Origin of the sequence: Amycolatopsis nivea (assembly GCF_004522235.1) — a bacterium.
GTDB classification, from domain to species: Bacteria; Actinomycetota; Actinomycetes; order Mycobacteriales; family Pseudonocardiaceae; genus Amycolatopsis; species Amycolatopsis nivea.
In genome coordinates this window covers 31839-54810 of sequence record NZ_SDLT01000040.1, presented here as the reverse complement: position 1 = coordinate 54810, position 22972 = coordinate 31839, and the positions used below count along the sequence as shown (strand labels likewise).

Sequence of the window (22972 nt, the reverse complement as noted above, 5' to 3'; positions counted from 1 at the left end):
GGAGCCCCGCCGCAGTTCGTGTTTACCGTCGCGGCGGGGGCTTCAGGACCGCGAAAGGGTCGGTGATGTGCATGTCTTTCGCGGCAAAGGAGAACAGCGCCGCAGGTCGTCCGCCGGTCCGGCCGGGGGCCGCGGTGTGGCCCGTGGGGACCAGCAAGCCACGCCGTTGGAGCACGCGTTGCAGGTTCGTCGCGGACACTTTGTAGCCGAGTGCGGCGGAGTACAGACCCCGTAGCGCGGAGATGGTGAATTCCTCTGGGGCCAGCGCGAAACCGAGGTTGGTGTAGCTCAGTTTCGACCGCAGGCGGTCGCGGGCGCGCAGGACGATCGCCTCGTGGTCGAAGGCGGTGCGGGGCAGGGCGTTCACGTCGTGCCACTCGGTGTCTTCGGGGACGGCCGGGTCGACGTCGGAGGGGACCAGCCCGAGAAACGCGGTGGCTACGACGCGGGGGCCGGGGACGCGGTCGGGGGCGCTGAACACGGCGAGCTGCTCGACGTGCTTCAGCTGGCGGACGTCCACCTTCTCCGCGAGCTGCCGCCGGATGGAGGTTTCGACGTCCTCGTCGGGGCGCAATCGGCCGCCGGGGAGCGACCAGCGGCCCAGGTGCGGATCGAGCGCTCGGCGCCACAGAAGCACGCGCAGTGTGTCCGAGCGCACTTGAAGGACTGCCGCCAGAACCTCGTGGGCGAGGGGGGCTCGGGTGTTAAGATGGCTTCGCACGGTTTTCGATTATAAGGCGAAAACTGGGTTGGGGAGGAACCGGGGTCGATCCGGTTCCGAGGCCGGCGATTCTCGAGAGGGCCGAACACATGACCACCACGCTTGACCAGGATCTGACCCCTTACGGCGGGGTCGAGGCGGACGCCGACTGGGCCGCCCGCGTGCGGGAGCTCGCCCGCAAGCGCGACGCGGTGCTGCTCGCGCACAACTACCAGGTCCCGGAGATCCAGGACATCGCGGACTTCACCGGCGACTCTCTGGCGCTCAGCCGCATCGCGGCCAGCAGCGACGCGTCCACGATCGTCTTCTGCGGCGTGCACTTCATGGCCGAGACCGCGAAGATCCTGGCCCCGGAGAAGACGGTGCTGATCCCGGACGCGCGGGCAGGCTGCTCGCTCGCCGACTCCATCACCGGCGCTCAGCTGCGCGAATGGAAGGCCGAGCACCCGGGCGCGGTGGTCGTGTCGTACGTGAACACGACGGCCGAGGTCAAGGCCGAGACGGACATCTGCTGCACGTCGTCGAACGCGGTCGACGTGGTCGCTTCCATCCCGGCTGACCAGGAAGTTCTCTTCCTGCCGGACCAGTTCCTCGGCGCGCACGTCAAGCGCGTGACCGGGCGCGAGAACATGCACATCTGGGCTGGGGAATGCCACGTGCACGCCGGCATCAACGGGGCCGAGCTGGCCGCGCGCGCCGAGGAGAACCCGGACGCCGACCTGTTCATCCACCCCGAATGCGGCTGCGCGACCTCGGCGCTTTACCTGGCCGGAGAGGGTGCGGTGGCCCCGGAACGGGTCAAGATCCTGTCCACCGGCGACATGGTGCACGCGGCCCGCGACACCAAGGCGACCTCGGTGCTCGTGGCCACCGAGATCGGCATGATCCACCAGCTGCGCAAGGCCGCGCCGGAGATCGACTTCCGCGCGGTGAACGACCGGGCGTCGTGCCGGTACATGAAGATGATCACCCCGGCCGCGCTGCTGCGGAGCCTCACCGAGGGCGCGGACGAGGTCCACGTCGACCCGGAGACGGCCTCGCGGGCCCGCGCCTCGGTGCAGCGGATGATCGAAATCGGGCAGCCTGGCGGTGGGGAATGAGCGGCCTAGTTAACGCCGATGAGGCGAAAACCTCACCAAATCCGCGGTGGGAGGCCCGGGCCGATGTGGTCGTGATCGGCAGCGGCGTGGCCGGGTTGTCGGCGGCGCTGCGGGCCCGCGAACTCGGGCTGCATGTGCTGGTCGTGACCAAGGCGGCGGTCGCCGACGGCAACACCCGGTGGGCGCAGGGCGGCGTGGCCGTGGTGCTGGACGGCGAGCGCGACGAGGGCGACACGGTCGAGAAGCACACGGCGGACACGCTCACCGCCGGAGCCGGGCTCTGCGACGAGGACGCGGTGCGGTCGATCGTCGGCGGCGGTCCGGCGGCGGTCACGGAGTTGCGGCAGAACGGCGCGGTGTTCGACCACAGCGCGGGTGCACTGGCGCGGGCTCGCGAGGGCGGGCACAGCGCGTTCCGGGTCATCCACGCGGGCGGCGACGCGACCGGTGCGGAGGTCGAGCGCGCGCTCGTCGCGCAGGCCGGCGAACGGCGGATTCCGGTGCTGGAGCACCACATCGCGGTCGACGCGCTGCGCACGTCCGCGGGCGAGGTGGCCGGGGTGACGGTGCTCGACCGCAACGGCGTGCCCGGGGTGGTGCGCGCGTCCGCAGTCGTGCTGGCCAGCGGCGGGTACGGGCAGCTGTACCAGGCGACCTCCAATCCCGAAATCGCGACGGGCGACGGGCTGGCGCTCGCATTGCGCGCCGGTGCGGCGGCGGCCGACATCGAGTTCGTGCAGTTCCACCCGACGGTGCTGTACACGCCGGGCGCGCGCGGGCGGTGTCCGCTCGTCACTGAGGCGGTGCGCGGCGAGGGTGCGACGCTCGTGGACGGCGCGGGTGCGTCGGTGATGGCCGGAGTGCATCCGCTCGGCGATCTGGCTCCGCGCGACGTCGTGGCGGCGGCGATCACCCGGCGGCAGGCGTTGGCTCCCGGCGGCATCGACGATCACGTTTTCCTTGACGCCACCGGCATTCCCGGGTTCGCGAAGCGGTTCCCGACGGTGCACGCGGCGTGCGCGGTGCTGGGAATCGACCCGGCGGTGGACGCGATTCCGGTGACCCCCGCGGCGCACTTCGCGTGCGGCGGCGTGGTGGCCACTGTGGACGGACGATCGACGGTGCGCGGGCTGTACGCGGCGGGCGAGGTGGCTCGCACCGGGCTGCACGGGGCGAACCGCTTGGCGTCCAACAGCCTTCTCGAAGGGCTGGTCGTCGGGCAGCGAGCCGCGGAGGCGGTGGCTGCGGATCTGGCCGCTGGATTGCTGCCGGATCCTTCGCGCGGCCGGATCCCGGAACGGACCACCGCACCGGCGGCGGAACGCGATGTGCTGCAACGGGTGATGAGCCGGTACGCGGCGATCGGCCGGGACGCGGACGGCCTCGCCGCGGCGGGCTCGGCGCTCGACTTGTCGACAAAGGACAGTCCGCTGTGGACGCATTCCGCAGTGGAGGACGCGGCGCTCACCGTGGCGGCACAGGCGTTGCTCGCGGCGGCGGAGCGGCGGACGGAATCGCGGGGATGTCACGTGCGGACGGACTTCCCGGAGCGGGTCGAAGGGTTGCGGCGGAGCCAGCTGATCCGGCTGAGCCCGTCGGGACAGCCGGTGCTGGTCGAGGCGGCGTCGTTGGAAGGGGTGGCATGAGCGGGGAATTCTCGGAAGCAGTCGTGCGGGCATTGGTGGTGGACGGGCTGGACGTCGCCGACGTCCGGCGGGTCGTGACCACCGCGCTGGAAGAGGATTTGCGGTACGGGCCGGACGCGACGACGGCGTCCACGGTCCCGGCGGACGCCCGCGCGGTGGCCGAACTGACGCCGCGCGTCGCCGGGGTCGTGGCCGGGATTCCGGTGGCGCTGGCGGTTTTCGACGAGGTGCTCGGCTCCGACTACGAGGTGGTCTCGATCCGCGAGGACGGTTCGCCCGCCGTCGCGGGGGAGCCGGTGCTCGTGCTGCGCGGTCCGGTGCGCGGGCTGCTGACCGCGGAGCGCACGGCGCTGAACCTGTTGTGCCTGCTGTCCGGAGTGGCGACGGCGACCGCGGCGTGGGTGTCCGCGATCGAGGGAACCGGTGCTGCGGTAAGGGATTCGCGCAAGACGATCCCGGGTTTGCGGCTGCTGCAGAAGTACGCGGTGCGCTGCGGCGGCGGCGTGAACCACCGGATGGGTCTCGGCGACGCGGTGCTGATCAAGGACAACCACGTGGTCGCGGCCGGTTCGGTCACCGCGGCGCTGGCGGCGGCCCGGGAACTCGCGCCGCAGCTGGCGTGCGAGGTCGAGGTGGACGATCTGGCCCAGCTGGACGAGGCGCTGGCCGCCGAGGCGGACGAGGTGCTGCTCGACAACTTCACGCCGGAGGACTGTGTGAAGGCGGTCGCGCGGCGGAATGAAGTGTCGCCGAAGACGCGGCTGGAGTCGTCCGGAGGGCTGACGCTCGACCGTGCGCGACCGTACGCCGAGTCCGGAGTGGACTACCTGTCCGTCGGCGGGCTCACGCATTCCTCGCCGGCTCTCGACCTCGGGATGGACCTGCGGTAACCCTGTCGCCGCGGCCCGCTCTCCACTAGAATCTCCTTGTCCGACAAGGGGAGGGGGCCGCGGTGCGGGGAATTGCCGCCGGAGCGGTGGCCGCGCTCGTGGCGCTCGGCCTGCCCGTCACGGCTGCCTCGGCCGGAGCGGCTTCGTGCGCGAATCCGTCCGGTCCGTATACCGGGGCGGTGTCCTGGGGGCAGCGCCTGGTCAACCCGCCGCGGCTGTGGGCGCTGACCAGAGGCGAGGGTCAGACTGTCGCGGTGATCGGCACCGGGGTCGACAAGCAGAACGCGCAATTCGGGCCCGGACAGGTGCTCGGCGGTGCCGGCACCGCGGATTCCGATTGCGACGGCCGGGGCACGATCGCCGCGGGCATCGTCGGTGCGCAGCCGGCGAACGAGACCACTTTCACCGGTGTCGCACCGGGGGTGAAGCTGCTTCCCTTGCGCTACACCGAAAGCAACGGTTCATCGTCGGACGGCGGCGGCGATCCAGTCGCGCTGGCGGGCGCGATCGACACGGCGGTCGACCGCGGCGCGGGAGTGATTCTCGTGGCGGTCCCGGCGGGTTCGGACAGCCCGGCGCTCGGTGCGGCGCTCGACCACGCGAAGTCGCGCGGGGCCGTGGTGATTTCGGCCGCGGCGGCGACTCAGCAAGGGGCGCATACTTATCCGACCGCTTCGAAGGGCGTCCTCGCGGTCGGTTCGACGGACGAATCCGGCGCGCCGGTGCAGTCCGAAGCCGGGGATTACCTCGGAATCGCCGCGCCTGGCGCGAATTTGGTGAGCACGTCGGCCGGGGGCGGGGGCGCGGTCGCGCATCGCTGGCCGATCACCGACCCGAGCCTCGCCGCGGCGTATGTCGCCGGGGTGGCGGCGTTGGTTCGTTCGGCGCATCCGGAGCTGAAAGGCGAGGAAGTGGTGAACCGGTTGATGCTCACTGCTTCCCGTCCGCCGTCCGGGGCGCATGATCCGCGCCGAGGCTGGGGAATGCTCGACGCTTACGCTGCGGTGTCTTCCACCTTGCCTGCTAACGCGCCGGGTCCGAGTGCGGCTGCGGTGCGGTCTGAGTTGCCTGCGGTGGTTCCGGCTGCGGCGCAGGTTCGGCCGAGGTCTGATGTGGCGGCTGGAGTTGTCGCGGTGGGTGGGGTTGTGGTGGCTGCTGGGGCGGGGATTGGTGTGGCGGCGTTCCGGCGGGGGCGGCGGCGTGGGTGGCGGCCGTCGCGGTTTCGGGCCTCGTGAGCGGCCGATCGCGATTCTATTCGGGATCGACAGTCACCAGACGCGTCGAGCCGATGATCGCCACCCCGCGTCCGTCGCGGGCGATGTGCACACTGAAATCCGCGCCGTCCCGGGAAAACCGTGCGATCACTTCCCGATAGGTGCTGCGGTCGTAGGATTCCCAGCCCGCCTTTTCCAGCGTCGGCCGCACCGCTTCGGTCAGCACTCGCAGAGCGGCGGGGCTGTCCTCCAACCGAACCCCGTATTGCCAGCACACCAAATGCCCCGGCTGCGCGGGATCGCAGTCCAGCTCACCGTCCACTGTGGGCAGTGCGCGCGAGCCGAACGCGGCGGCGACGCTGTCGATGACGTTCGTCAGCTCAGCAGCCAGATCCTTCAACTCGCGCGTGATCACGGCAGCACCGCCGGAACCGGCACGGGCGCTTCAGTGACGTGACCGCCGGTCAGCACGCCGTAGATGTTCTCCCACGAATCCGAACCCGGTTTGAGCACGCCGCTGTGCGAGGACAGGCCCCACTGCACGTTTCCGGCGGCGTCGCGGCCGGTGGTCAGCTCTGTGACGCCAGGGAAGGTGTCCGGGTCGGCGCCGTGGCCGATGCCGGTCCATTCCAGTGCCCCGGCGTTGCCCTGGGCGAGGATGATCGGGTCCAGCGGGGCGGTCATCGAGTACCGCTGCACGCCGGCTTGGCTCGGCGGCAGGTCTGCTGGGCTCCATACGCCGTGTCCCATGCCCGCCGACTCTACGTGCAGCACCCGGTCCACTGGCAAGCCTTGCTGCTCAGCGAGCCCGACGGTGGCGCCGCCGTAGCTGTGGCCGATCGCGGTGATCGTGGCCGCGCCGCCGGTCTGGGAGTCGACCTGGCCGCGCAGTTCGTCGCCGAACGCCTTGAGATTCGGGGCCATTGTCTGTGCGTAACTGGCTTCGGCGCCCTCGGTGGTCACGTTCTGCGGGAACACGCCGTCGGCCCAGACGACCATCGCGGTCCGGCCGCTCGGGTCGGCGGCGACGAGGCTGCGGCCGAGGTCGGCGTAGGACTGGAAGGTGTCCATCCGGGTGTGCACGCCGGGCACGAACAGCCCGACGTTGCGCGTGCCCGGCTGGATCGTGCCGACCAGTTCGACGATCCGGCCGTTGCCGGACGGATCGAACCGCAGGATCTGCCGGTGGTCGTCGATAATGCTTTGGTACAACGCTATCCGCCGCTTCGAGCGGGCGATGGCGTCCGGATCGGACAGTCCGGCCAGCCGGGTCCGTTCGGCGGCGAGCGCGTCGGACACCTTCATCCGGTTGGCCGCGATGGTCCCGGCCCAGCCGCCGCTCGCGGCCGATTTCCCGGCTGCCGGCACCGGGTCTTCGGGCAGCAGCGAACGGTACATCGCCGCCACCTGCTCGTCGGCGCGCCGGTAGCCCGCGGACGAAGCCGTGAGGCCGTCGCGAAGGACCTGGGCGCGGACGACGCGCTGGTCGACGTCCGCCGCGAGTGCGTTGAGCGTTTTCGCGAGCCCGGCGGCACATCCGGACGACGCGGACACTTGGCCGAAGGCCGTGGCGGGGATTCGTTCGCCCGCCACGGCCTGCTGCACGGTCCGGAGCGCGCCGGCGCGAGTGTCCAATTCGGACGCCGCACTGGCGAGTTTCGCCGGTGCCACCCGGTAGCCGTCGGTCACGGCTGGTCGGCCGGCTCTTCGCCGATGACCGAGGGCGCGACCGGAGCCTGCTGGCCCCACACGTTCTCGGTTTCGACGAGCCACGCCGGGATCCGGCGGCCGGAGCCCAGGTCACCGCCCGCTCCCATGCCGCCCATCGGCATCATGGGCATCATCGGCATGGCGCTCTTGGCCGCCGCGCCCGCTGCCCCGGCGGCACCGCCCGCGAGTCCGCTGAGGACGTTCGACTGCGCGTTCCCGGCGAGCCCGGAGTGCGCGGCCGGAGCTTCCCCGGCGCCGCTCAGACCGCCGCCGGACGGAATGCCGCCGCCGTCGATCGACGGGGCTTCCCCGCCGCCGACCGGGATCCCGCCGCCGCTACCGCCCGCGGGACCGGCCCCGCCGCCGAGCTTCGTGCCCGGAGGCGCGTCCTGCTCCTTGTCCTTGCCGTCCTTGTCTTTGTCCTTGCCCGAGGCCCACGGCGGAACCTTCGGCATGATCGACCCGAACCGGCCGAACGCCGCCGCGGAAGCGGCCGCGAGACCGGCGGTGAACATGTCGCCGAACAGCGGGCTGCCCGGATTCTGCGCCGGGTGCCCGGGCAGCGAAGAGCCCGGAACCTGCGTGCCGTCGGTGGGCAGCGGGTGCGAGTCGACCGGCGCGCCGACCGCGGTGCCGCCGTCCGGGGTGTTGCCGATCGCGCCGGTACCGCCGGTCGAAGCGCCGCCGCCGGGGACCGGCTTGGGCGGCGGGGCGGCCGCGTTCGGCGAGACCGGGATCGAGTCCTCGGCGGTGTCGTAGTTCGTCGCGAGGTTGTTCATGACGACGATCGCCTTCGCGTGCGCGGAGCCGGCGGCGTTGGCGGCCTGTTGCTGCGCTTCGACGTTGGCGATCGCCTGCTGCCGCTGCTGCGTCGCGGCGACGATCGTGGCCGGCGGGGTGTCCGCCGGAAGCAGCGGCGGGTTGACCGCGAGCGCGACGTCGGCGGGGGAGACGTCCGGCACCGCGACCGGCGGCGGCATCTCGGCCTTCGCCTTGACCAGCGCGTCCGCGGCGTCCTCCAGCATGTCGCGCATGCTCTGCGCGGTGACCGCGACCTTGCGGATGCCGCCGACCAGGTCGGTCATCATGGTCCGGTACTGGTCGGCCGCGCCGCCGGTCCACGAGCTGGAGAAGTCGGTGAGCTGGTCCGACAGGTTCTCGGCCTGGTCGTACAGCCCGCGCGAGGCCGAACTCCACTGTTCGGCCGCGGCGCGCGCGGTGGTCGGGTCGCCCGCCTGCAGCATCGCGTAGAGCTGCTGGTGGGTGTAGCCGGCGAAGTTGGTGCGAGGCCCGCTCATGTGTTCTTACCCCCTGAAGAATCAAGGCCCAGCAACGAAAAAAGCGGGTCGAGCAGACCGGTCTGCTGACCCGATTGGTGCAGATCGCCCGCGACTGACTGGTCGGCCTGGGCGTATCCGTCGGCGACGGTGGTGGTGACGTCCTGCGCGAACGTGATCGCCCCGCGGACCTGCTCGAGCAGGCCCTGCATCTCGGCGACCGCGGCGCGGTGGGCGTCGGCGAGCGAAGCGGCTTCCCCGAACTCCCCGAACAGCAGCGGATGCTCCCCGAGGGTGCGCAGGAAGTCGTTCGGCCGGGACATCGCGTGGATCTGGGTTTCCAGCTCCCGGACGAAGTCCGTCAGCGATTCCAGGTGGACGTAGTACGACTGGTCGGGCATCGGCCGGTGACCTCTCGTGCGGCAGGACGCGGGAAAGCCGGCCGTCCGGAGCGGGCGGGGGGTGGTCCCGCCCCGGACGGCCGGCGTCGGGGCCGGATCAGGCGAACAGGCCCTGGTTGCGGTTCTCCAGCTGGTGCTGGAGATCGTGGGCGTCGCCGACCTTGGTGCCGAACTGCGCGATGATCGCGACGATGTCGGCGGTCGCCTGGCGGAGCCGGGTCTCGGACGCGCGCGCCGCTTCACCGGCGGAGCTGCCCGAGGCGTACCAGGTCTGGGTGATTGGCTGCAGGTTCTGGTGCAGCTGCTCCAGCTGGGAGGTCAGCGCCTTCGCCTTGGCGGCGAGCGACGCGGAGCTGTGCTGCAGGGCCCCGAAGCTGATTTCTACGACGTCAGCCATGGTGTCTTGTCCTCTCTCAGGGGTTGAGGCGAGGGATCACGTTGCCCTCGACGGTGTGGCTGACGCTCTGGAAGCTCTGGTGCACGTCGGAGTCGCCCGAGTTGTAGTTCGCGTGGCTGGTGTGCACGAGCTGCGACATGGTGTCGAGCTCCCGGACGGCGGCGCCCATCTTCTCCTGAAGCCTGCGCTGCAGGTCCCAGAAGGCGACCGCCTGGTCGCCCTTGTAGTTCCGCAGCGTCTCGGTCAGCTCGGACTCCAAGCTGGCCATGGTCGTCTTAGCGTTCGAAGCGGTTTCCTCGAAGCCCTGGACGGCGCGCGTCATGGCAGCGGAATCTGCCTGGAATCCCGGACTGGACATCTGACGGGCCACCTCCTTCCCTCTCGTGGAAAATCCCGGTGCGCGGCGGGCCGCGCGGTGTGAATGTCACGCTAGAAAAAGAGCGGGTGTGGTCAAACGGCACAACTGCCGGTCGCTTTGACGGCACTATTACCCACAGGTGGGGTGCTCCCTACCGGCAAGACGGGGGACGACGCCAGTGCTCGCGGCCCCGCGCGCGACCAGGCTGACCCCCATGACTTCCTGGGGATCACGGCTGTTCCGGCTGCACCGCCCGCTCGGCGTGCTGGCCGGGGCGATGGCGGTGCTGCTGGTCGCGTGCGGGTTCGGGCTGCTCCTGGATGATCGCACGCTCGTCAACGCGCCGCTGTGGGCGAAACCGTTCAAATTCGCGGTTTCGGTGGCGTTGTACGCGCCGACGCTGGCATGGCTGCTTTCGCTGGTGAAGCGCGGCCGCCGGGCCGGCTGGTGGATGGGCACGGCGTTCGCGGTCGGCATGGGCACGGACATGGCGCTGCTGGTGTGGCAGGTACTGTTCCAGGACCGGCCGCTGCACTTCAACCACGCGACGCCGGCCGACGTCACGATCGGCAACATCCTGGCCACCGGCGCGTTCACCGCGTGGGGCGCGACGGCGGCGGTGGTCGTGCTGCTGCTGTTCCAAAAGCTGCCGGACCGCGCGCTGACGTCCGCGCTGCGGTGGGGAACCGCGCTCGCGGCGGGCGGAATGGGGTTGGCGCTCCTGATGTTCTCGGCCAGCCCGGCGCAGCAGCGGGTGCTGGACGGCGGTGGGAAACCGGCGATGATCGGCGGGCACACGATCGGTCTCGAGGACGGCGGGCCGGGGCTGCCGCTGCTGGGCTGGAGCACGGCCGGCGGGGACCTGCGGATCCCGCATTTCGTGGGGATCCACGCGATTCAGGCGTTGCCCCTGCTCGCTTTGGCGTTGGTCGCGTTGTCCCGGCGGTATCCGGTGTTGTCGCACGAACTGGTGCGGCGTCGGCTGGTGTGGACCGGGGCGGTCGGGTACGCGGGGGTCATCGCGATTACGGCGTGGCAGGCGATGCGCGGGCAGTCGATTGTGCGGCCGGACTTTTGGACACTGTCGGCGGCATTTGGGTTGGTCGCCGTGGTGGCGCTCGGCGGCTTGCTGTCGGTCCGGTCTCGCGCGGGTGTTCCCGATGAGCGGCATGCGCTGAGGGGATTCTGAGATCTCTCCGGTACGCCTTGGCGGGTTGGCCCGACGGGAGGACGGTGTGATGGCATTTCCTCAAGACCTGCTGGATTCGCTGCGGCGCGCGCCGGACGCGATCGCGTTCGAGCACGGGGACCGGCGGGTGCGCCGGGGCGAGGTGCTCGACCTGATCGGCCGGTTCACCGCGGGGCTGCGGGCGGCCGGGATCCGGCCGGGAGACGGCGTCGGGCTCGCGACCGGGGTGACGCCGGAGGGCTGGGCCGCCCAGATCGCGGTGCAGACGCTGGGGGCTCGGGCGATGGGGGTGCGGGCTGGGTTGCCCGCGGCGCATCTCGACGCGGTGCTGGACGGGGTGGCCGCGGTGGTGACCGACGCCGAACTGCCGGAGCTGGCGGGGGTCCGGACGCTTCCGATCGGGCCGGAACTCCTTGCCGCGTATGAGGAACCGGTGCCGTGCGGGAAACCGTCGGACGTTGGCTGGGTGGTGTTCACCAGCGGGAGCACGGGGGTGCCCAAGGGGGTCGCGTACCGGTTCGACGCGTTGGGGGAGTTCGGGCTGGAGCAGCGGGCCGGGGATTCGGCGGCGGACTACCGGCGGTTTCTGCTGTTCGGGACTTTGAGCAGCGCGGTGATGGTGCTGCATTTGCAGGCTTGTTTGCTCGCGGGCGGTACCGCGGTGATTCCGGAGGGGTTGCCAGACTTTCCCTGGATTCTGCCGCGGTTGGACATCACGGCGGCGCTGGTGACGGTTCCCCGGTTGTATCGGATGCTGGATGTGCTGCGGGAGGAGGAAATCGATCTTTCCGGGCTGCGAATGCTGACCGTCGCCGGGTCTCCAGTGGAACCCGGATTGCTGGCTGAGGGATTCAAGCGAATCGGACCGGCGTTGCGGCAAGGATACGGGCAGACCGAGACCGGGAAACTGACGGTGCTGGACACGGCGGACGTGGCTGCGCATCCGGAGGCGATAGCTTCGGTCGGATTGCCGGTCGAAGGGGTTTCGCTGGAGGTGCGGGATGCTTCGGGCCGTGCGGTTCCCGCTGGGGAGACGGGGGAGGTTTTCGCCCGTACTGCAAGGGCTTTCGCGGGCTACTGGCGCGATCCTTCGCTGAGCGGGACGGTGCTGGCCGACGGCTGGGTCCGCACGCAGGACATCGGGCGGCTCGACGAGAACGGTTTTCTGTATTTGACCGGTCGCGCCCGGGATGTGGTGATCGTGAACGCGGTGATCCATTACACCGGTCCGATCGAGCGGGCGCTCGCCGCGCATTCCGCCGTGGATCAGGCATATGTCGTCGCGGTTCCGGACGAACGGACCGGGGAAGCGGCGCACGCGTTCGTCGTCGCCGCGCCGGGGCGCACTCCGGATCCGGAGGAATTGCGGGCGGCGGTGGCCGCGGAATTGGGGGAGGCCGCGGTTCCGGCTTCGTTCACGGTGCTGGACGAGGTTCCGGTCGCGGAGTCGGGAAAACCGGACAAGGCCGCGCTGCGCGCCCTCGCCCGGTGATCGCCGCGGGGTTCCGGCCTGCCGCGCACGGGGGCGGCAGGCCGGAACGCGCGGATCAGACGCCCGCGGTCTGCTTGATCCAGTCGCGGCTGTTGGCGACGCTGGCGTAGTTCTGGGTGCCGTGTTCGTCGCTGCCGGAGTTCTCGCCGGTGGAGCAGACGCCGACCTGGACGCCGTCGGCCAGCTGCGGGCCGCCGGAGTCGCCGTGCCACGAGGAGCCGGTGACGCCCTTGCTCGCGATCGCCTTGCCGTTGAAGGCGTCCGTGCTCTCGCCGGTCACCTGGACGTCCGCGGTCTTGAGCGTGTCCGAGGGCGGGCTCTGGTCCTTGGTGCGGCCCCAGCCGTAAATCTGGTTGGTGGCACCGTTTTCCGGGTCCTTGTCGGCCAGCTTCATGAACGTGGTGTCCACAGCGGACTTCAGGTGCAGCAGTGCGATGTCGCCGTTGGGCGAGGCCTTCTGCTCGTCGACCGCGGCTTCGGTGCCCTGGCCCAGCGCGACGTCGCCGACCTTGACGTGCATGCCGCCCTTGTTCAGGCAGTGCTGCGCGGTGAGCACCCACTGCGAGGCGATGATCGTGCCGGAGCATTCGAAGCCGCCGTAGTCGGTGACGTCGTCCCAGAACACCTGGGCGCCCCACGGGGCCGACTTCACGGTGTCGCCGCCGATGATGTGCGTGTCGGCACTCGCCGGGACGACCGCCCCGACCCCGAACGCCATCGCAGCCCCGGCGACCACGGCCGCCGCTTTCGCGTAACGCATGGAAAATCCCTCCGCCTCGGTGGTGATTTCCCGACCGTAGGCGGCAAGTGGAAATCCGGTAACCTACGGAAGTCGGTCTTCGATCCACGTTTCGCGGAGCGTGCCGTCCGGGTCCAGCCGCCGGTGGAGGGCATCGGCTTGATCCGGACGGGTGAGCACCGCGACGGCGGCTTCCTGCGTCCGGTGCAGGGCGTGCACGGCGACGCGAAGCTTGCGGATCCGGCCGCGGGTGCGGAGCCGGGCTCGCCACGGATGCCAGAGGACGGCGAGCAGGAGGCCGGTGGTTTCCGTCCGGTAGGCCTGGGCGGCTTGGGCCAGTTGACCGGAGTTGGCGATTCCGCCGAGTTGACGGTCGACGGTGGTCGCTACCGCGCTTTCCAGGACACGTTCGTGCGCGCCGGCGGCGAAATCGGCTACGCGGCGGGGGATTCCGGCGACCAGTACGGCGGTGAGCAGTTCGGAGAGGGCTTCGCGGAGGGCGCGGTGGGCGTCTGTCCCGTCTTCGAGGACGGCGACGATGCCGAGCGCGTCGGCGAGGTTTTTGCGGCTGGTCAAGGTATTCGGGGGCAAACCGATCCGGATTTCGCGCACACCGCCGGAGATCGCGCGGGCCGCTTCGAGCCGCCGGTAGACCTCGGCGCGAAGCTGGCGGCGGTCTTGGATCTTGGTGAGGTAGTTCGTCAGTGCGGCGCCGACGACGCCTCCGCCGGTGGTGTAGGCCAATTCGACCAGGCCTGGCATCAGGGCTCCCCTCGCTCGCGGGACTGCATATGCTGGCAGAACTGGCGAGGATTGGCCGCTGGGCCGCGCGCGATCGAGGGCAACTGCCCCCTTGCTTGGGCTTTCGCAACGCAGTGAGGGGAACCCTGCAGGAATCAGATTCCCGCAGGGTTCCCCTCACGAACAGTGCCTGGCGATCAGCCCGCGAGTTTGCAGGAATCGGGAGCCGCGGTCACGTGCAGTTCGGTGTTCCATCCGGTGCCCACGCTGACCCCGGCACCGTCCGGGCCGGCCGGGGCCCACGTGTCGGTGTTGTCGGAGTAGCGGTACCAGCGCAGCACTGGCACCGTTTCGTTGCCCCACGGGCTCTTGCCGTAGCTGCCGCGGGCGTACAGGATGTCGGCGCCCGGCGAGAAGATCTCGCTGAAAATTTGCCAGCCGTTGCCCACCGGCTTGTTCCGCTGGGTCCACTTGGCCGCCGCGAAGTCGTACTTGAACCGGAACAGTTCGCCGCTCGGTTTGCGCGCGTACAGCACGCCGTCGCCCGCCGCGGTGATCGAGTCGAACACGCCCCAGCCGGTGTCGACGACGGTTCCGCCGCTGGCGACCCAGGTGTTCGCCGCGTCGTTCCACACGTAGACCTTCAGCTGGGCCTGGTCGTCGATCGCGAAGATCCGGCCCTGCTCGTCGGCGGTGATCCGGTTGCCGTACGCCGGGGTCAGGTAGCGGTCCCAGCCGCCGCCCGCCGCCTTGCCGCCGCTCCAGCCGGTGGCCGGGGAGTACACGAAGCGTTTGATGGTGCCGGTGCCGACCGGGTCGCTCGCGCCGTGGTTGCGGTGGATGTCCCACACCACGCCGCCCTTGCCCGCGATCGTCCGGCCGTTCCAGCCCTGTCCGATGTCGGCGGTCGGCACCGTCCAGTCGGGTTTGGCACCGGCGGGGTCGTGGTGGTTGTAGCGCCAGAGCGTGCCGTCGGTGCGGGCGCTCCAGACGGTCGCGCCGCCGGGGCAGGAGACCGGCGTCGGGACGGTGGTTTGCCGGATCCAGTCGCCGAGATCGTCGACGCGGGTTTCGGAGCTGCCCTGGCGGGTGTCGGTGACGCCGAGACAGCCGTGCTGCCACGAAGCAGTGTGCAGCGCAACGACTTCGACGTTCTGGCCGACCGTGCGGAACGCCGGACCGCCCGCGTCGCCGAGGCACGTGTCGACCCCGTCCGCGGACTTCACCGCGACTGTCGAGCCGCTGCTGCTGACGACGGAGAACGGCGCGATCCGCGGCCGGGCCGGAATCCATTCGGTCGCGGTGCGGCCGAAACCGGCCAGCTGCAAGGTTTCCCCGGTCTGCGGAGCCGCGGTGCTCACGGTCGCGACGGCGACGCCGGTCGCGGGAACGTCGAGCTTCGCGAGCACGACGTCGCGATCGGTCCGGCGGACGACCTTGGCGACCTTGGCGGACTTCCCGGTGCCGGCGGTGACGTCGACGTCGCCGACCGAGACGGTCGCGGGTTCAGTGGGTTTGCCGAGGTCGTCCGGGGTGAGGCAGGTAGCGGAGGTGAGGATCCACGACGGATCGACCAGGACGCCGGAGCAGGCCTTGGTCGCGGTGGAGATCCAGGCGAGGTAAGGGCTGGAGCCGAGCGGAACGACGGTTCCGCCGGAAACTGCGGAAGCGGGCGCGGCGGTGCAGAGGGCAGTAGTGACGAGGACAGCGGCTATTGCGGGTGCCGCGCCGGGTCTGACATTTTTTGGGCGCACGGAACTTCCCTCTCGGGATGGATTAGACGGTGCCGTGGATCGGCAACGGAATTCGGCGGGAAAAGCGACGGCCGAATCGTCAGGGAGAGGTGGTGAGTTCCAGGAGCGTGGCCGGGTCTGTTCCGGCGCCCTCGCCGATGCCGGTCCAGCCGTTCTTGACCAGTGGGACAGTGCTGTTCTTGCCGCTGACCGCGACGGTGGCCTGCGCGGTGTGGCTGCCCGCCCAGACCTGGTAGGCGAACGGAACCTCCATCCGGAGGCGGCCGGCGGGGCCGGTGACCCGGAAACAGTAGTGGCCGGGGTCGGGGTCGTGGTCGGCCGAGTTGTAGGCGTGCACCTCGACCATGTTCGCCTCGCTGCCGCACTTGGCGAGCAGGATGTGCCCGTCGCCGCTGATCAGCTTGATGGCCCGGTCCTGGAAGATCTTCGCCGCGCCGGGATACGAGTAATCCTCGTTGATCGGCGGCGGCGCGTCGTCCGCGTGTGCCGTGCCCGTCAGCGCGAAGGCGCTTCCCGAGGCTATGGCGGCGACGGCGGCTAGCCCGAACAGGCGCGTGCGCATTGATTCCCCCTGAGGTCGAAAGCGGACGTGACAAAGCCCGCGGCACTGCGGCATGAGAGCGACGAAAGTGCGTCCGACCCCGAGCGGACACGAACAGGACTTTAGCGATCTCCACGGGGCAAGGTCAACGAGGATTCGGCCGGATGTCCCGCTGAACGGTGCGAGGTATCTGACACCCGATTGCCGCTTACCGGAGGTATCGGCGTTCTGCTAATTTTCGTCCGGTCTCGGGGGGATTCGAGCGGCGTGGTGCCTGCATTTATTTTCCTTTTTCGCTGCCCTTTCGTTCCCGTCCGGCAATCACTTCGTCGTACGCACGGGAGGGGCAGGGCGGGTGCGAATCTGGAGATCGGCCGCGCGAAGAGCGCGGGCCGCGATGGTGACCACGCTGGTCGCGGCGGTGGCTTCGGGAGCGGTGACGGTGCCCGCACGGGCCGCTGAACCGACCGGGCCGAGCGAACGGGCACAGGTCGTCGCGCTGTGGCAGGCAGGCGGTCCGGCCACGAAGCAGGCCGCGGCCGCGGCGCTCACCGGGTCGGACGACGAGGTCCGCACATTTCTGGGCAAGGGCAAGGATGTCGCCGCCGAACACGACGATCGGATCAAGGCCAGTCAGCTGCTGACCGTCGCCGGGCCAGGCCTGCGGCGCGCGGCGCAAGCGGCCTTGAGCGGCACCGCGGCGGACGTGCACACGTTCCTCGCGACCGGGTGGCAAGGCCCGTGGCGCGACGACGACCGCGCCCAGGTTTCGCGCTACATCTCCACTGGCGGGCATTGGGTGCAGGTCGCCGGGCAGAAAGCGCTCAGCGGCACTGAAGAGGACGTCCGCAAGTTCCTCGAATCCGGTCGCCAGCAAGCGCAGAACGACGACGACCGGATCAAGGTCACGCAGCTCCTGACCACCGGTGGACCGGAAGTCAAGAAGGCAGCTAACCGGGCGCTGAGCGGGACTGTCGAAGATGTCCAGGCATTCCTGGAAACCGGCTACGCACTCGCGGCGGAGCGGGATCAGGAGACTGCGAGTGTCGCGCACCTGGCCGATCTCGCCCGGGCTGCTGGCGAACAGGCCGCGGCGCAGACGAAGCAGGCGCAAGAGGCTGCGGAGCGGGCTATTCAGGCTGCGCAGCGCGCGAAGGAAGCTGCTGAACAGGCGCGCGACGAGACAGAGAAGGCGAAGGATTCTTCGGTACAGGCGGCTGGTGCGGCCGCGCGCGCTGCTTCGGCGGCGCGTGGTGCGGCTGAAGCGGCTAAGACTGCGATCGGTGCGGCTGCGGAGGCCAACCGTGCGTCCCGTGTCGCGGCTAACGCGGCTGCACAGGCCGCCGCTGCGGCGTCGTTGGCTGAGCAGGCTTGCGCGCGGGCTTACAACGCGGCTTCGAATGCGGCGGCCGATGGTGCGCATGCGCTAGAAGCTCGGAAGGCCGCCGAGGCAGCTCGGGATGTCGCCGCTGGCGCCCGTGCGGCAGCGGCTGCCGCAGATGCGGCCGGACAAGCGGCGCAGGCGTCGGGTACCGCGTCGGGTGCGGCCAGGAGTGCGAGCGGCAACGCGGACGCGGCGGCGGCAGCGGCCAGCCAAGCGGCGGGTTACGCGAGATCAGCCGGGGCGGATGCGCGCCAGGCGGAGCAGGCGGCCGCGGCTGCCAAGGCCGCTGCGGCACGGGCGAACCGCGCGGCGAGCCGCTCGGAAGCCTTGGCGGGCCAGGCTGCCGCGGCGGCTCGTGACTCCCGAGACGCGGCGAACGCGGCGGCAGCACACGCGGAGGCGGCGGCAGCAGCGGCCGACCGAGCGGCGGCAGCAGCCGACGAAGCGAAGAAGGATGCCGCTGAGGCAAAGAAATACGCCGATGCCGCACAGGTGTCGGCGAACACCGCGACGACGACGGCCAACCAGGCAGCCCAGCTGGAGAAAACGTCCCGCGACGCGGATGCGGCTCGGTTGGAAGCGCAGAAGGACGCGGCTGTCGCGGAGGCCGAAGAAGCTAAGCGCGTCGAGGACGACCGCAAGTCGTCGGCGGAGTGGAAGGCGGGCGAAGCGGCCAAGCGGTCGGCGGAGACCCAGCGACTGCTGGACGAGGCGGTGAAGCCGGAAACTCCTGCGGACACGGTGATCCTGGACATCCGGAAGGCAGCGGTTCAGCTTCTGGAGACGGGCGGCCCGTGGACGAAGTCAGCCGCGGCGACGGCGCTGGGCGGGGACGACGCTGGGCTGCGGCAATTCCTGGCCGTAGACCTGCCCGCCGCGGAACTGGAGGACAACCGGGCGAGCATCGGCGTCTTGGCGGACAGCTCGGACAACCGGCGGTTCGTGGACGCGGCCAACAACGCGCGCTTCGGCATTCCGGAGGATGTCGCGCCTTTCCTGGCGACGCGCGACTATCCGGGCAAGGCTGACGACGACCGGATCGCGACGCAGAAGATCCTCAACAGCGGTGGTCCGGCCACTAAGGAAGCGGCGAACCGCGCGCTCAACGGAACTCCGGCCGATGTCGCCGAGTTTCTGCGGTCCGGCCAGTACGTGGCGGCCGAGCACGACGATCGCATCGAGGTCACGCGCCTGCTGACCAACGGCGGACCGGAAGTACAGGCCGGCGCGGCAGCTGCGCTGGCTGGTCTGGCATCGTTCCTGCGCGCCTTTCTGACGGACGGGCAGTTCAAGGCCCAGCAGCGGGACATCGACACGGCAGTCCACGCCGCGGATGTTCGGCGGTATGTGGCAGAGGCGGCGAGCATCGCGGCTACTGCCCGGGCCAACGCGGCGAACGCCGCGGAAGCCGCAGCTCGCGCGGCGAACGCCGCGGATGAGGCGGCGAGGGCGGCCGCCAACGCTCGTCGTGAGGCTGACCAGGCCAAGGTATACGCGGATCAGGCCAAGCAGTCCGCCGACGACGCTCAGAAGTCCGCGGACGAGGCAGCGAACTCTGCGAAGCAGGCACGCAATGCTGCCGAGCAGGCGCAACAGTCCGCGCGTTCGGCGGCTAAGTCCGCGTCACAGGCACGAGTTTCGGCCACGCGCGCGAGTGCGTTCGCGTCGGCGGCTCAGCGGTATGCCGAGGACGCTCGCCGAGCAGCGATCCAGGCGGGCAAAGACGCCGAACTCGCGGCCCGCGCCGCTTCGGAAGCAGGTCGGATCGCCGCGGCGAAACAACGAGAAGAGGACGAGGAACGCCACCGCGACGACGCGCCGGAGAACGGCGGAACCGAACTCACTCCGACAGACGAGCAAGCACTTCTCGCCAGCGGCGGCCAGGCGGCGCTTGACGAGTACCGCAAGGCACAGGAGACCTCGAAGAAGAGCGTCATCGACTGGATCATCGAGAACGGCGGGCAGATCCTCGTCGATCTCTTCGCCGGTGGAATCAAGTCCTGCATCAGCGACCCGAATTTCGTGCACTGCCTGATGGGCGTGGTCGACATCGCGTCGCTCGGTACCGCGTTCCTCAAGGCTTTCGATGTCGGCAAGGCGCTGTGGCGCATCGGGTCCGGGATCTGGAAGTTCTTCGAGGAAGGCGCTGCGGCGCGCAAGATCATCGACCGGGGCCGGGACATCATCAACCGGGCACGCGGCGAGGCGAAGATCAAGCCGCCGTGCAACTGTTTCCCAGCCGGGACTCTGGTGTCGACGCCGTCGGGAAGCAAGCCGATCGAACGCATCGCCGTCGGCGACACTGTGTGGGCGCACGACCTGGCGACCGGCCGGACGGAAACGCGGTCGGTAGTCGGCCTGTTCAACAAGCATGCCGATCATCTGCGCACGGTCACCACCCCGGTGGCGACGATCCGGGTCACGCCGCAGCACCCGTTCTGGGTGATCGACAAGGGCTGGGTCGAGGCAGGCGACCTGCATCCGGGCGACCGGCTGCTGAGCCAGCGGGGAGAGGCCGAGCCGATCTCGGCGATCACGGACGCCGACGCGGACACGACGGTCTACAACTTCGAGGTCGAAGGAGACCACAACTACTACATCACCGAAGGCCAGTTGCTCGTCCACAACTGCCTGACCGGCGACAAGGACGCGTGGATCAGCAAATCGAACTTCACCGACCAGAAGTCGATGTCGAAGAAGTACGACACCCACGCGGGCGTTTTCGGTGTGGAAGGCAACCGGAACAATGCCAAGCTGGCCGAGTTCGAGGCAGCGATGCGGGCCCACATGGCGGCGCCCGGAACGAAGGTCTACAAGTTCAACTACCGGAACCAGGGAACGGCAATCGGGTTCATCGACCCGGCAACGGGTAAAATGGTGATGTTGCACGAAGACGGGAAGTTCTGGTCGGCCTGGATCCTCGAAACGGACCAGATGGCGGCCGTCGAAAGAGGGCATTTGTGATGCTGGATCCCGATCCGCTGCTGCGGCCCGTTGAGACTGTTCTCGCCGGACCGCGCAGCTTCGCCGCCGAATGGCTCGCCGCGGACGAAAAATCGGTTGTTCCGGTGATCGCTCCGTCCGGAGCGGACGAAGCGGTCCTCGACCGGCTGCGCGCGGGGGCGCGGTCGGTCGGCGCGGACGAGGTGCTGCGCTGCGGTCTCGAACCGGGCGCGGTTTCGGAGCGGCTGGCGGTGGACTCCGATTTGGTGCCGGAGAAGCTGCCTGTGCTGTTCGTCGTGCCGGACCTGTCCGGGGCGCTTCTCGCCGGCGGCGAGGGATACGTGCTTGTGGCGGGCACCCGGGCGTTCATCGCCGGCGTCGCGCTCGCCGGCGTCGACTATGCCCGGGATTCGTTCGAGGAGGAGGCTCAGCGGTGGGCTGGGCAGTATCCCGGCCTGCCCGCCGTCGCGGCGGAGTACCCGCCGGAGGTGCGCGCGTGGGCCAGGCGGAGCGAAGTGCCTGCTGATTCCTTCGTAGCGCGGGAGCTGGCGGTGATGGAATCGTTCGCCCGAGGTGAGCTGTCCGGGCCGGAGTTCGCCCGGTCCTGGAGCACTGCTTGGCGGTTGGCCAACGAACGAAGGGAACGGGTGCGAACGCCGTTCGCAAGGGTCTTGCACGAGGTCTTTTACCTGCTGGAGGACTATCCGATCGATCCGGCGCTGCGGGACCCGGGCGACACGACGGACGAGGAATTGGCCGCTGGGGTGCGCGAGGCGCTGCGGCAACTGGCGGCGGCGGACCATCCGTCTTGACCGTAGCCGCGAACGGGCGGCTGCCGAGGGCGCTTTGCCGACCAATGCTTGCGGTGGACGAGAAGTCCCTAGCTCCGATCGCTGCTCCGTCCGGAGTGGACAGTGCGGTCCTGGACCGGTTTTGCGCACGGGGTGCGGTTCGTCGACGCGAGGGAGGTGCTGCGCTGTGGTCTCGAACCTGGGACGGCGACTGAGCGGTTGCCCGTGGACTCCGTGCTGACCGGCGTTGCCTCGGTGCTGTTCGTCAGCCCAGGCTTGTCCGGTTCCGTTCTCGCCAGCGGCGCGGGATATGTGCTGGTGGCTGGCACTCCAGTCGCTTCTGGTGCCGTGTCCGGAGACGTCGACGTTGCCCGTGCTCGCTTCGGGTGGACGACGCGGCGGTTGGCGGCGATGCCTTCGTTCGCGGGGGACGCGTTCGCGGAGTTGCTCGCTGAAGTGCAGGCGGCATTGCGAGAGCTGGTGACCGATGGCGTATGAGATCCAGCTGTACTGCCGGACCGGCGGGCTCGACGCTGCTGTCGGGTTCGATGCGTTGACAGCGGGTCTGCCGGTCGAGGATCGGTGCAGCGGCGAAGGCTGGGTGTCCGCGGAGGCGGGCTGCCGGATCGAGTTCTCGGCAGGCACGCCGTTGGTCGCGGCGATGATCGCGGAGGCGGCACCGGACGACCCGTCGGGCCGGGTCGGCGCGGCTGACGCGCTGGTGACGCTCACGGTGATCGGTGACGACGAATGGCCGACGGTAACGGCGGTGTGGCGGGCGGCGAAGTCTTTGTGGGACGTGGTTCCGTACGACGACGGCTCCGGCTTCGCGGTGGACCTCGACGAACTGTGACTGTGGGGTCGGATGAGTTATATCTTCGCTGTCGGCGACGAGGTCGTTTGGAGTCCGTCGCTTCGGGTCGGCCGGCTGTTCGTGAACATGGCGGTGACGCTCGCGGACAACTTCGACCTGAACATCAGCGACGCCGGGCTGAGCGCGATGGCCGCCGACTACTACTACGTCGATCCGCCCCGGCTCGCCGTGTTCGTCCGGACGATGCTCGACGGCTCAGTCATGACTCATCACGTGTACCGGGAACTGGCGCGCGGGTTTCTCGGGGTCTGCCTGGTACTGCTGGAACGGTCCGGGATCCCGGTCGACGACGTGCCGCCGGACGTGGCTGGCAGCCGGGACTTGATGCGGAACATCCCGAGCTGATGGCGGCCGGAATGACTACGCCAGAGCCTGAGCGGCCCGTCAGTTTCTGGGATTTCCATCGGATCTCGGACATCTTCTCCTGGCCCACGCGCCGGAAGTCGCTCCCCGTGGAATGGCCGGAGATCCAGTGGCGGTCGATCAAGGTCATGGCGGAATGGAGCGCCGACCCGCTGTGGGTCTTCGATCCGTACGCCCACGACGTGACCACCCCCGTCGACCCCGCGTCGCCGGAGCTGGGGCTGAGCGCGGAGCTGGCTCGCGACCTGTCCGCCTGGCAGGACGAATGGGAAGCCACGATGAACCACGACGACCCGGCTTCCTCCGCGTTCCCCTCGGCGGAAGCCGAGCGCAGCTTCGACGAGCGCGGCTGGGAACTCGCCCGGCGGGTTCGGCGGGAAGTGCCCGCGGAATGGGACGTTTCCTACTCGAGCCATCTGTCGAGCCGAGAGATCTTCCTCGACTGAG

General features: G+C 69.8%; 23 protein-coding genes. 12 read left to right on the top strand and 11 right to left on the bottom strand.

What is annotated here, in order from left to right; all coding sequences use genetic code 11:
* Positions 1-22 precede the first annotated feature (22 nt).
* Entirely contained in the window at positions 23-676 is a 654-nt protein-coding gene (locus tag EIZ44_RS35280; RefSeq protein ID WP_240015912.1) for an NUDIX hydrolase, read from the bottom strand.
* Positions 677-810: 134 nt separating this feature from the next.
* Between EIZ44_RS35280 and nadA the strand changes: the two genes are divergently transcribed.
* The 4 genes from nadA to EIZ44_RS35260 all read left to right on the top strand — a co-directional run bounded on the left by nadA (position 811) and on the right by EIZ44_RS35260 (position 5592).
* A complete protein-coding gene (gene nadA, locus EIZ44_RS35275) occupies positions 811-1821 on the top strand; it encodes a quinolinate synthase NadA (protein ID WP_116205755.1) in 1011 nt (336 codons plus the stop codon).
* Positions 1818-3467: an L-aspartate oxidase gene (locus EIZ44_RS35270; RefSeq protein ID WP_134733523.1), complete on the top strand. Its 1650-nt coding sequence runs from the start codon at positions 1818-1820 to the stop codon at positions 3465-3467. The genes nadA and EIZ44_RS35270 overlap by 4 nt, the downstream gene beginning before the upstream one ends.
* Entirely contained in the window at positions 3464-4357 is an 894-nt protein-coding gene (gene nadC / locus EIZ44_RS35265) for a carboxylating nicotinate-nucleotide diphosphorylase (RefSeq protein ID WP_037809570.1), read from the top strand. Before EIZ44_RS35270 ends, nadC begins: the two co-directional genes overlap by 4 nt.
* Before the next feature lie 62 nt (positions 4358-4419).
* A complete protein-coding gene (locus tag EIZ44_RS35260; RefSeq protein ID WP_134733521.1) occupies positions 4420-5592 on the top strand; it encodes a S8 family serine peptidase in 1173 nt (390 codons plus the stop codon).
* A gap of 16 nt (positions 5593-5608) precedes the next feature.
* On the opposite strand, the gene EIZ44_RS35255 is transcribed toward EIZ44_RS35260, so the two are convergent.
* The 6 genes from EIZ44_RS35255 to EIZ44_RS35230 all read right to left on the bottom strand — a co-directional run bounded on the left by EIZ44_RS35255 (position 5609) and on the right by EIZ44_RS35230 (position 9714).
* Positions 5609-5986, bottom strand: coding sequence for a hypothetical protein (locus EIZ44_RS35255; protein WP_134733519.1), 378 nt, complete (start codon positions 5984-5986; stop codon positions 5609-5611).
* The gene (locus EIZ44_RS35250) at positions 5983-7260 is read right to left on the bottom strand and encodes an alpha/beta hydrolase (RefSeq protein ID WP_134733517.1); all 1278 of its coding nucleotides are present in this window, start codon (positions 7258-7260) and stop codon (positions 5983-5985) included. Before EIZ44_RS35250 ends, EIZ44_RS35255 begins: the two co-directional genes overlap by 4 nt.
* Positions 7257-8579: a WXG100 family type VII secretion target gene (locus EIZ44_RS35245; protein ID WP_134733515.1), complete on the bottom strand. Its 1323-nt coding sequence runs from the start codon at positions 8577-8579 to the stop codon at positions 7257-7259. The genes EIZ44_RS35250 and EIZ44_RS35245 overlap by 4 nt, the downstream gene beginning before the upstream one ends.
* Complete coding sequence (locus EIZ44_RS35240; RefSeq protein WP_037809579.1) at positions 8576-8959, bottom strand: hypothetical protein; 384 nt, start codon at positions 8957-8959, stop codon at positions 8576-8578. The genes EIZ44_RS35245 and EIZ44_RS35240 overlap by 4 nt, the downstream gene beginning before the upstream one ends.
* 97 nt (positions 8960-9056) lie before the next feature.
* The gene (locus EIZ44_RS35235; protein WP_037809581.1) at positions 9057-9356 is read right to left on the bottom strand and encodes a hypothetical protein; all 300 of its coding nucleotides are present in this window, start codon (positions 9354-9356) and stop codon (positions 9057-9059) included.
* A 16-nt stretch (positions 9357-9372) separates the two neighbouring features.
* Complete coding sequence (locus tag EIZ44_RS35230; protein WP_078870305.1) at positions 9373-9714, bottom strand: WXG100 family type VII secretion target; 342 nt, start codon at positions 9712-9714, stop codon at positions 9373-9375.
* Positions 9715-9928: 214 nt separating this feature from the next.
* On the opposite strand from EIZ44_RS35230, the gene EIZ44_RS35225 reads away from it, so the two are divergent.
* Entirely contained in the window at positions 9929-10903 is a 975-nt protein-coding gene (locus EIZ44_RS35225) for a hypothetical protein (RefSeq protein WP_134733514.1), read from the top strand.
* Between the two features lie 49 nt (positions 10904-10952).
* A complete protein-coding gene (locus EIZ44_RS35220; RefSeq protein ID WP_134733512.1) occupies positions 10953-12395 on the top strand; it encodes a class I adenylate-forming enzyme family protein in 1443 nt (480 codons plus the stop codon).
* Between the two features lie 55 nt (positions 12396-12450).
* Here the strand turns inward: EIZ44_RS35220 and EIZ44_RS35215 are convergent, their stop codons facing one another.
* The 4 genes from EIZ44_RS35215 to EIZ44_RS35200 form a co-directional block, all read right to left on the bottom strand.
* Positions 12451-13155 (bottom strand): S1 family peptidase, encoded by a 705-nt coding sequence (locus tag EIZ44_RS35215; RefSeq protein ID WP_037809585.1) that lies wholly within the window; start codon positions 13153-13155, stop codon positions 12451-12453.
* Positions 13156-13218: 63 nt separating this feature from the next.
* Positions 13219-13896: a hypothetical protein gene (locus EIZ44_RS35210; RefSeq protein WP_134733510.1), complete on the bottom strand. Its 678-nt coding sequence runs from the start codon at positions 13894-13896 to the stop codon at positions 13219-13221.
* 176 nt (positions 13897-14072) lie between these two features.
* Positions 14073-15629 (bottom strand): tachylectin-related carbohydrate-binding protein, encoded by a 1557-nt coding sequence (locus EIZ44_RS35205; protein WP_134733508.1) that lies wholly within the window; start codon positions 15627-15629, stop codon positions 14073-14075.
* Positions 15630-15708: 79 nt separating this feature from the next.
* Positions 15709-16191: a hypothetical protein gene (locus EIZ44_RS35200; RefSeq protein WP_051728686.1), complete on the bottom strand. Its 483-nt coding sequence runs from the start codon at positions 16189-16191 to the stop codon at positions 15709-15711.
* 376 nt (positions 16192-16567) lie between these two features.
* On the opposite strand from EIZ44_RS35200, the gene EIZ44_RS35195 reads away from it, so the two are divergent.
* The 6 genes from EIZ44_RS35195 (at position 16568) to EIZ44_RS35170 (ending at position 22971) form a co-directional block, all read left to right on the top strand.
* Positions 16568-20518, top strand: a complete 3951-nt coding sequence (locus tag EIZ44_RS35195) for a polymorphic toxin-type HINT domain-containing protein (RefSeq protein ID WP_051728687.1) — start codon at positions 16568-16570, stop codon at positions 20516-20518.
* Entirely contained in the window at positions 20518-21309 is a 792-nt protein-coding gene (locus EIZ44_RS35190; RefSeq protein ID WP_051728688.1) for a colicin immunity domain-containing protein, read from the top strand. Before EIZ44_RS35195 ends, EIZ44_RS35190 begins: the two co-directional genes overlap by 1 nt.
* Before the next feature lie 204 nt (positions 21310-21513).
* Entirely contained in the window at positions 21514-21786 is a 273-nt protein-coding gene (locus EIZ44_RS35185; protein ID WP_134733506.1) for a hypothetical protein, read from the top strand.
* Complete coding sequence (locus tag EIZ44_RS35180) at positions 21776-22141, top strand: hypothetical protein (RefSeq protein WP_037809587.1); 366 nt, start codon at positions 21776-21778, stop codon at positions 22139-22141. Before EIZ44_RS35185 ends, EIZ44_RS35180 begins: the two co-directional genes overlap by 11 nt.
* A gap of 12 nt (positions 22142-22153) precedes the next feature.
* Positions 22154-22507, top strand: coding sequence for a DUF6086 family protein (locus tag EIZ44_RS35175; RefSeq protein ID WP_051728689.1), 354 nt, complete (start codon positions 22154-22156; stop codon positions 22505-22507).
* An 11-nt stretch (positions 22508-22518) separates the two neighbouring features.
* The gene (locus tag EIZ44_RS35170) at positions 22519-22971 is read left to right on the top strand and encodes an immunity protein CdiI family protein (protein WP_134733504.1); all 453 of its coding nucleotides are present in this window, start codon (positions 22519-22521) and stop codon (positions 22969-22971) included.
* Position 22972: the final 1 nt, after the last annotated feature.

Coding starts and splice junctions, on each gene's coding strand:
- EIZ44_RS35215 (WP_037809585.1), bottom strand. CDS start 13,155: ATGCGTTACGCGAAAGCGGCGGCCGTGGTCGCCGGGGCTGCGATGGCG.
- EIZ44_RS35210 (WP_134733510.1), bottom strand. CDS start 13,896: ATGCCAGGCCTGGTCGAATTGGCCTACACCACCGGCGGAGGCGTCGTC.
- EIZ44_RS35195 (WP_051728687.1), top strand. CDS start 16,568: ATGGTGACCACGCTGGTCGCGGCGGTGGCTTCGGGAGCGGTGACGGTG.
- EIZ44_RS35220 (WP_134733512.1), top strand. CDS start 10,953: ATGGCATTTCCTCAAGACCTGCTGGATTCGCTGCGGCGCGCGCCGGAC.
- EIZ44_RS35225 (WP_134733514.1), top strand. CDS start 9,929: ATGACTTCCTGGGGATCACGGCTGTTCCGGCTGCACCGCCCGCTCGGC.
- EIZ44_RS35230 (WP_078870305.1), bottom strand. CDS start 9,714: ATGTCCAGTCCGGGATTCCAGGCAGATTCCGCTGCCATGACGCGCGCC.
- EIZ44_RS35270 (WP_134733523.1), top strand. CDS start 1,818: ATGAGCGGCCTAGTTAACGCCGATGAGGCGAAAACCTCACCAAATCCG.
- EIZ44_RS35245 (WP_134733515.1), bottom strand. CDS start 8,579: ATGAGCGGGCCTCGCACCAACTTCGCCGGCTACACCCACCAGCAGCTC.
- EIZ44_RS35200 (WP_051728686.1), bottom strand. CDS start 16,191: ATGCGCACGCGCCTGTTCGGGCTAGCCGCCGTCGCCGCCATAGCCTCG.
- nadA (WP_116205755.1), top strand. CDS start 811: ATGACCACCACGCTTGACCAGGATCTGACCCCTTACGGCGGGGTCGAG.
- EIZ44_RS35190 (WP_051728688.1), top strand. CDS start 20,518: ATGCTGGATCCCGATCCGCTGCTGCGGCCCGTTGAGACTGTTCTCGCC.
- EIZ44_RS35235 (WP_037809581.1), bottom strand. CDS start 9,356: ATGGCTGACGTCGTAGAAATCAGCTTCGGGGCCCTGCAGCACAGCTCC.
- EIZ44_RS35180 (WP_037809587.1), top strand. CDS start 21,776: ATGGCGTATGAGATCCAGCTGTACTGCCGGACCGGCGGGCTCGACGCT.
- EIZ44_RS35240 (WP_037809579.1), bottom strand. CDS start 8,959: ATGCCCGACCAGTCGTACTACGTCCACCTGGAATCGCTGACGGACTTC.
- nadC (WP_037809570.1), top strand. CDS start 3,464: ATGAGCGGGGAATTCTCGGAAGCAGTCGTGCGGGCATTGGTGGTGGAC.
- EIZ44_RS35175 (WP_051728689.1), top strand. CDS start 22,154: ATGAGTTATATCTTCGCTGTCGGCGACGAGGTCGTTTGGAGTCCGTCG.
- EIZ44_RS35170 (WP_134733504.1), top strand. CDS start 22,519: ATGACTACGCCAGAGCCTGAGCGGCCCGTCAGTTTCTGGGATTTCCAT.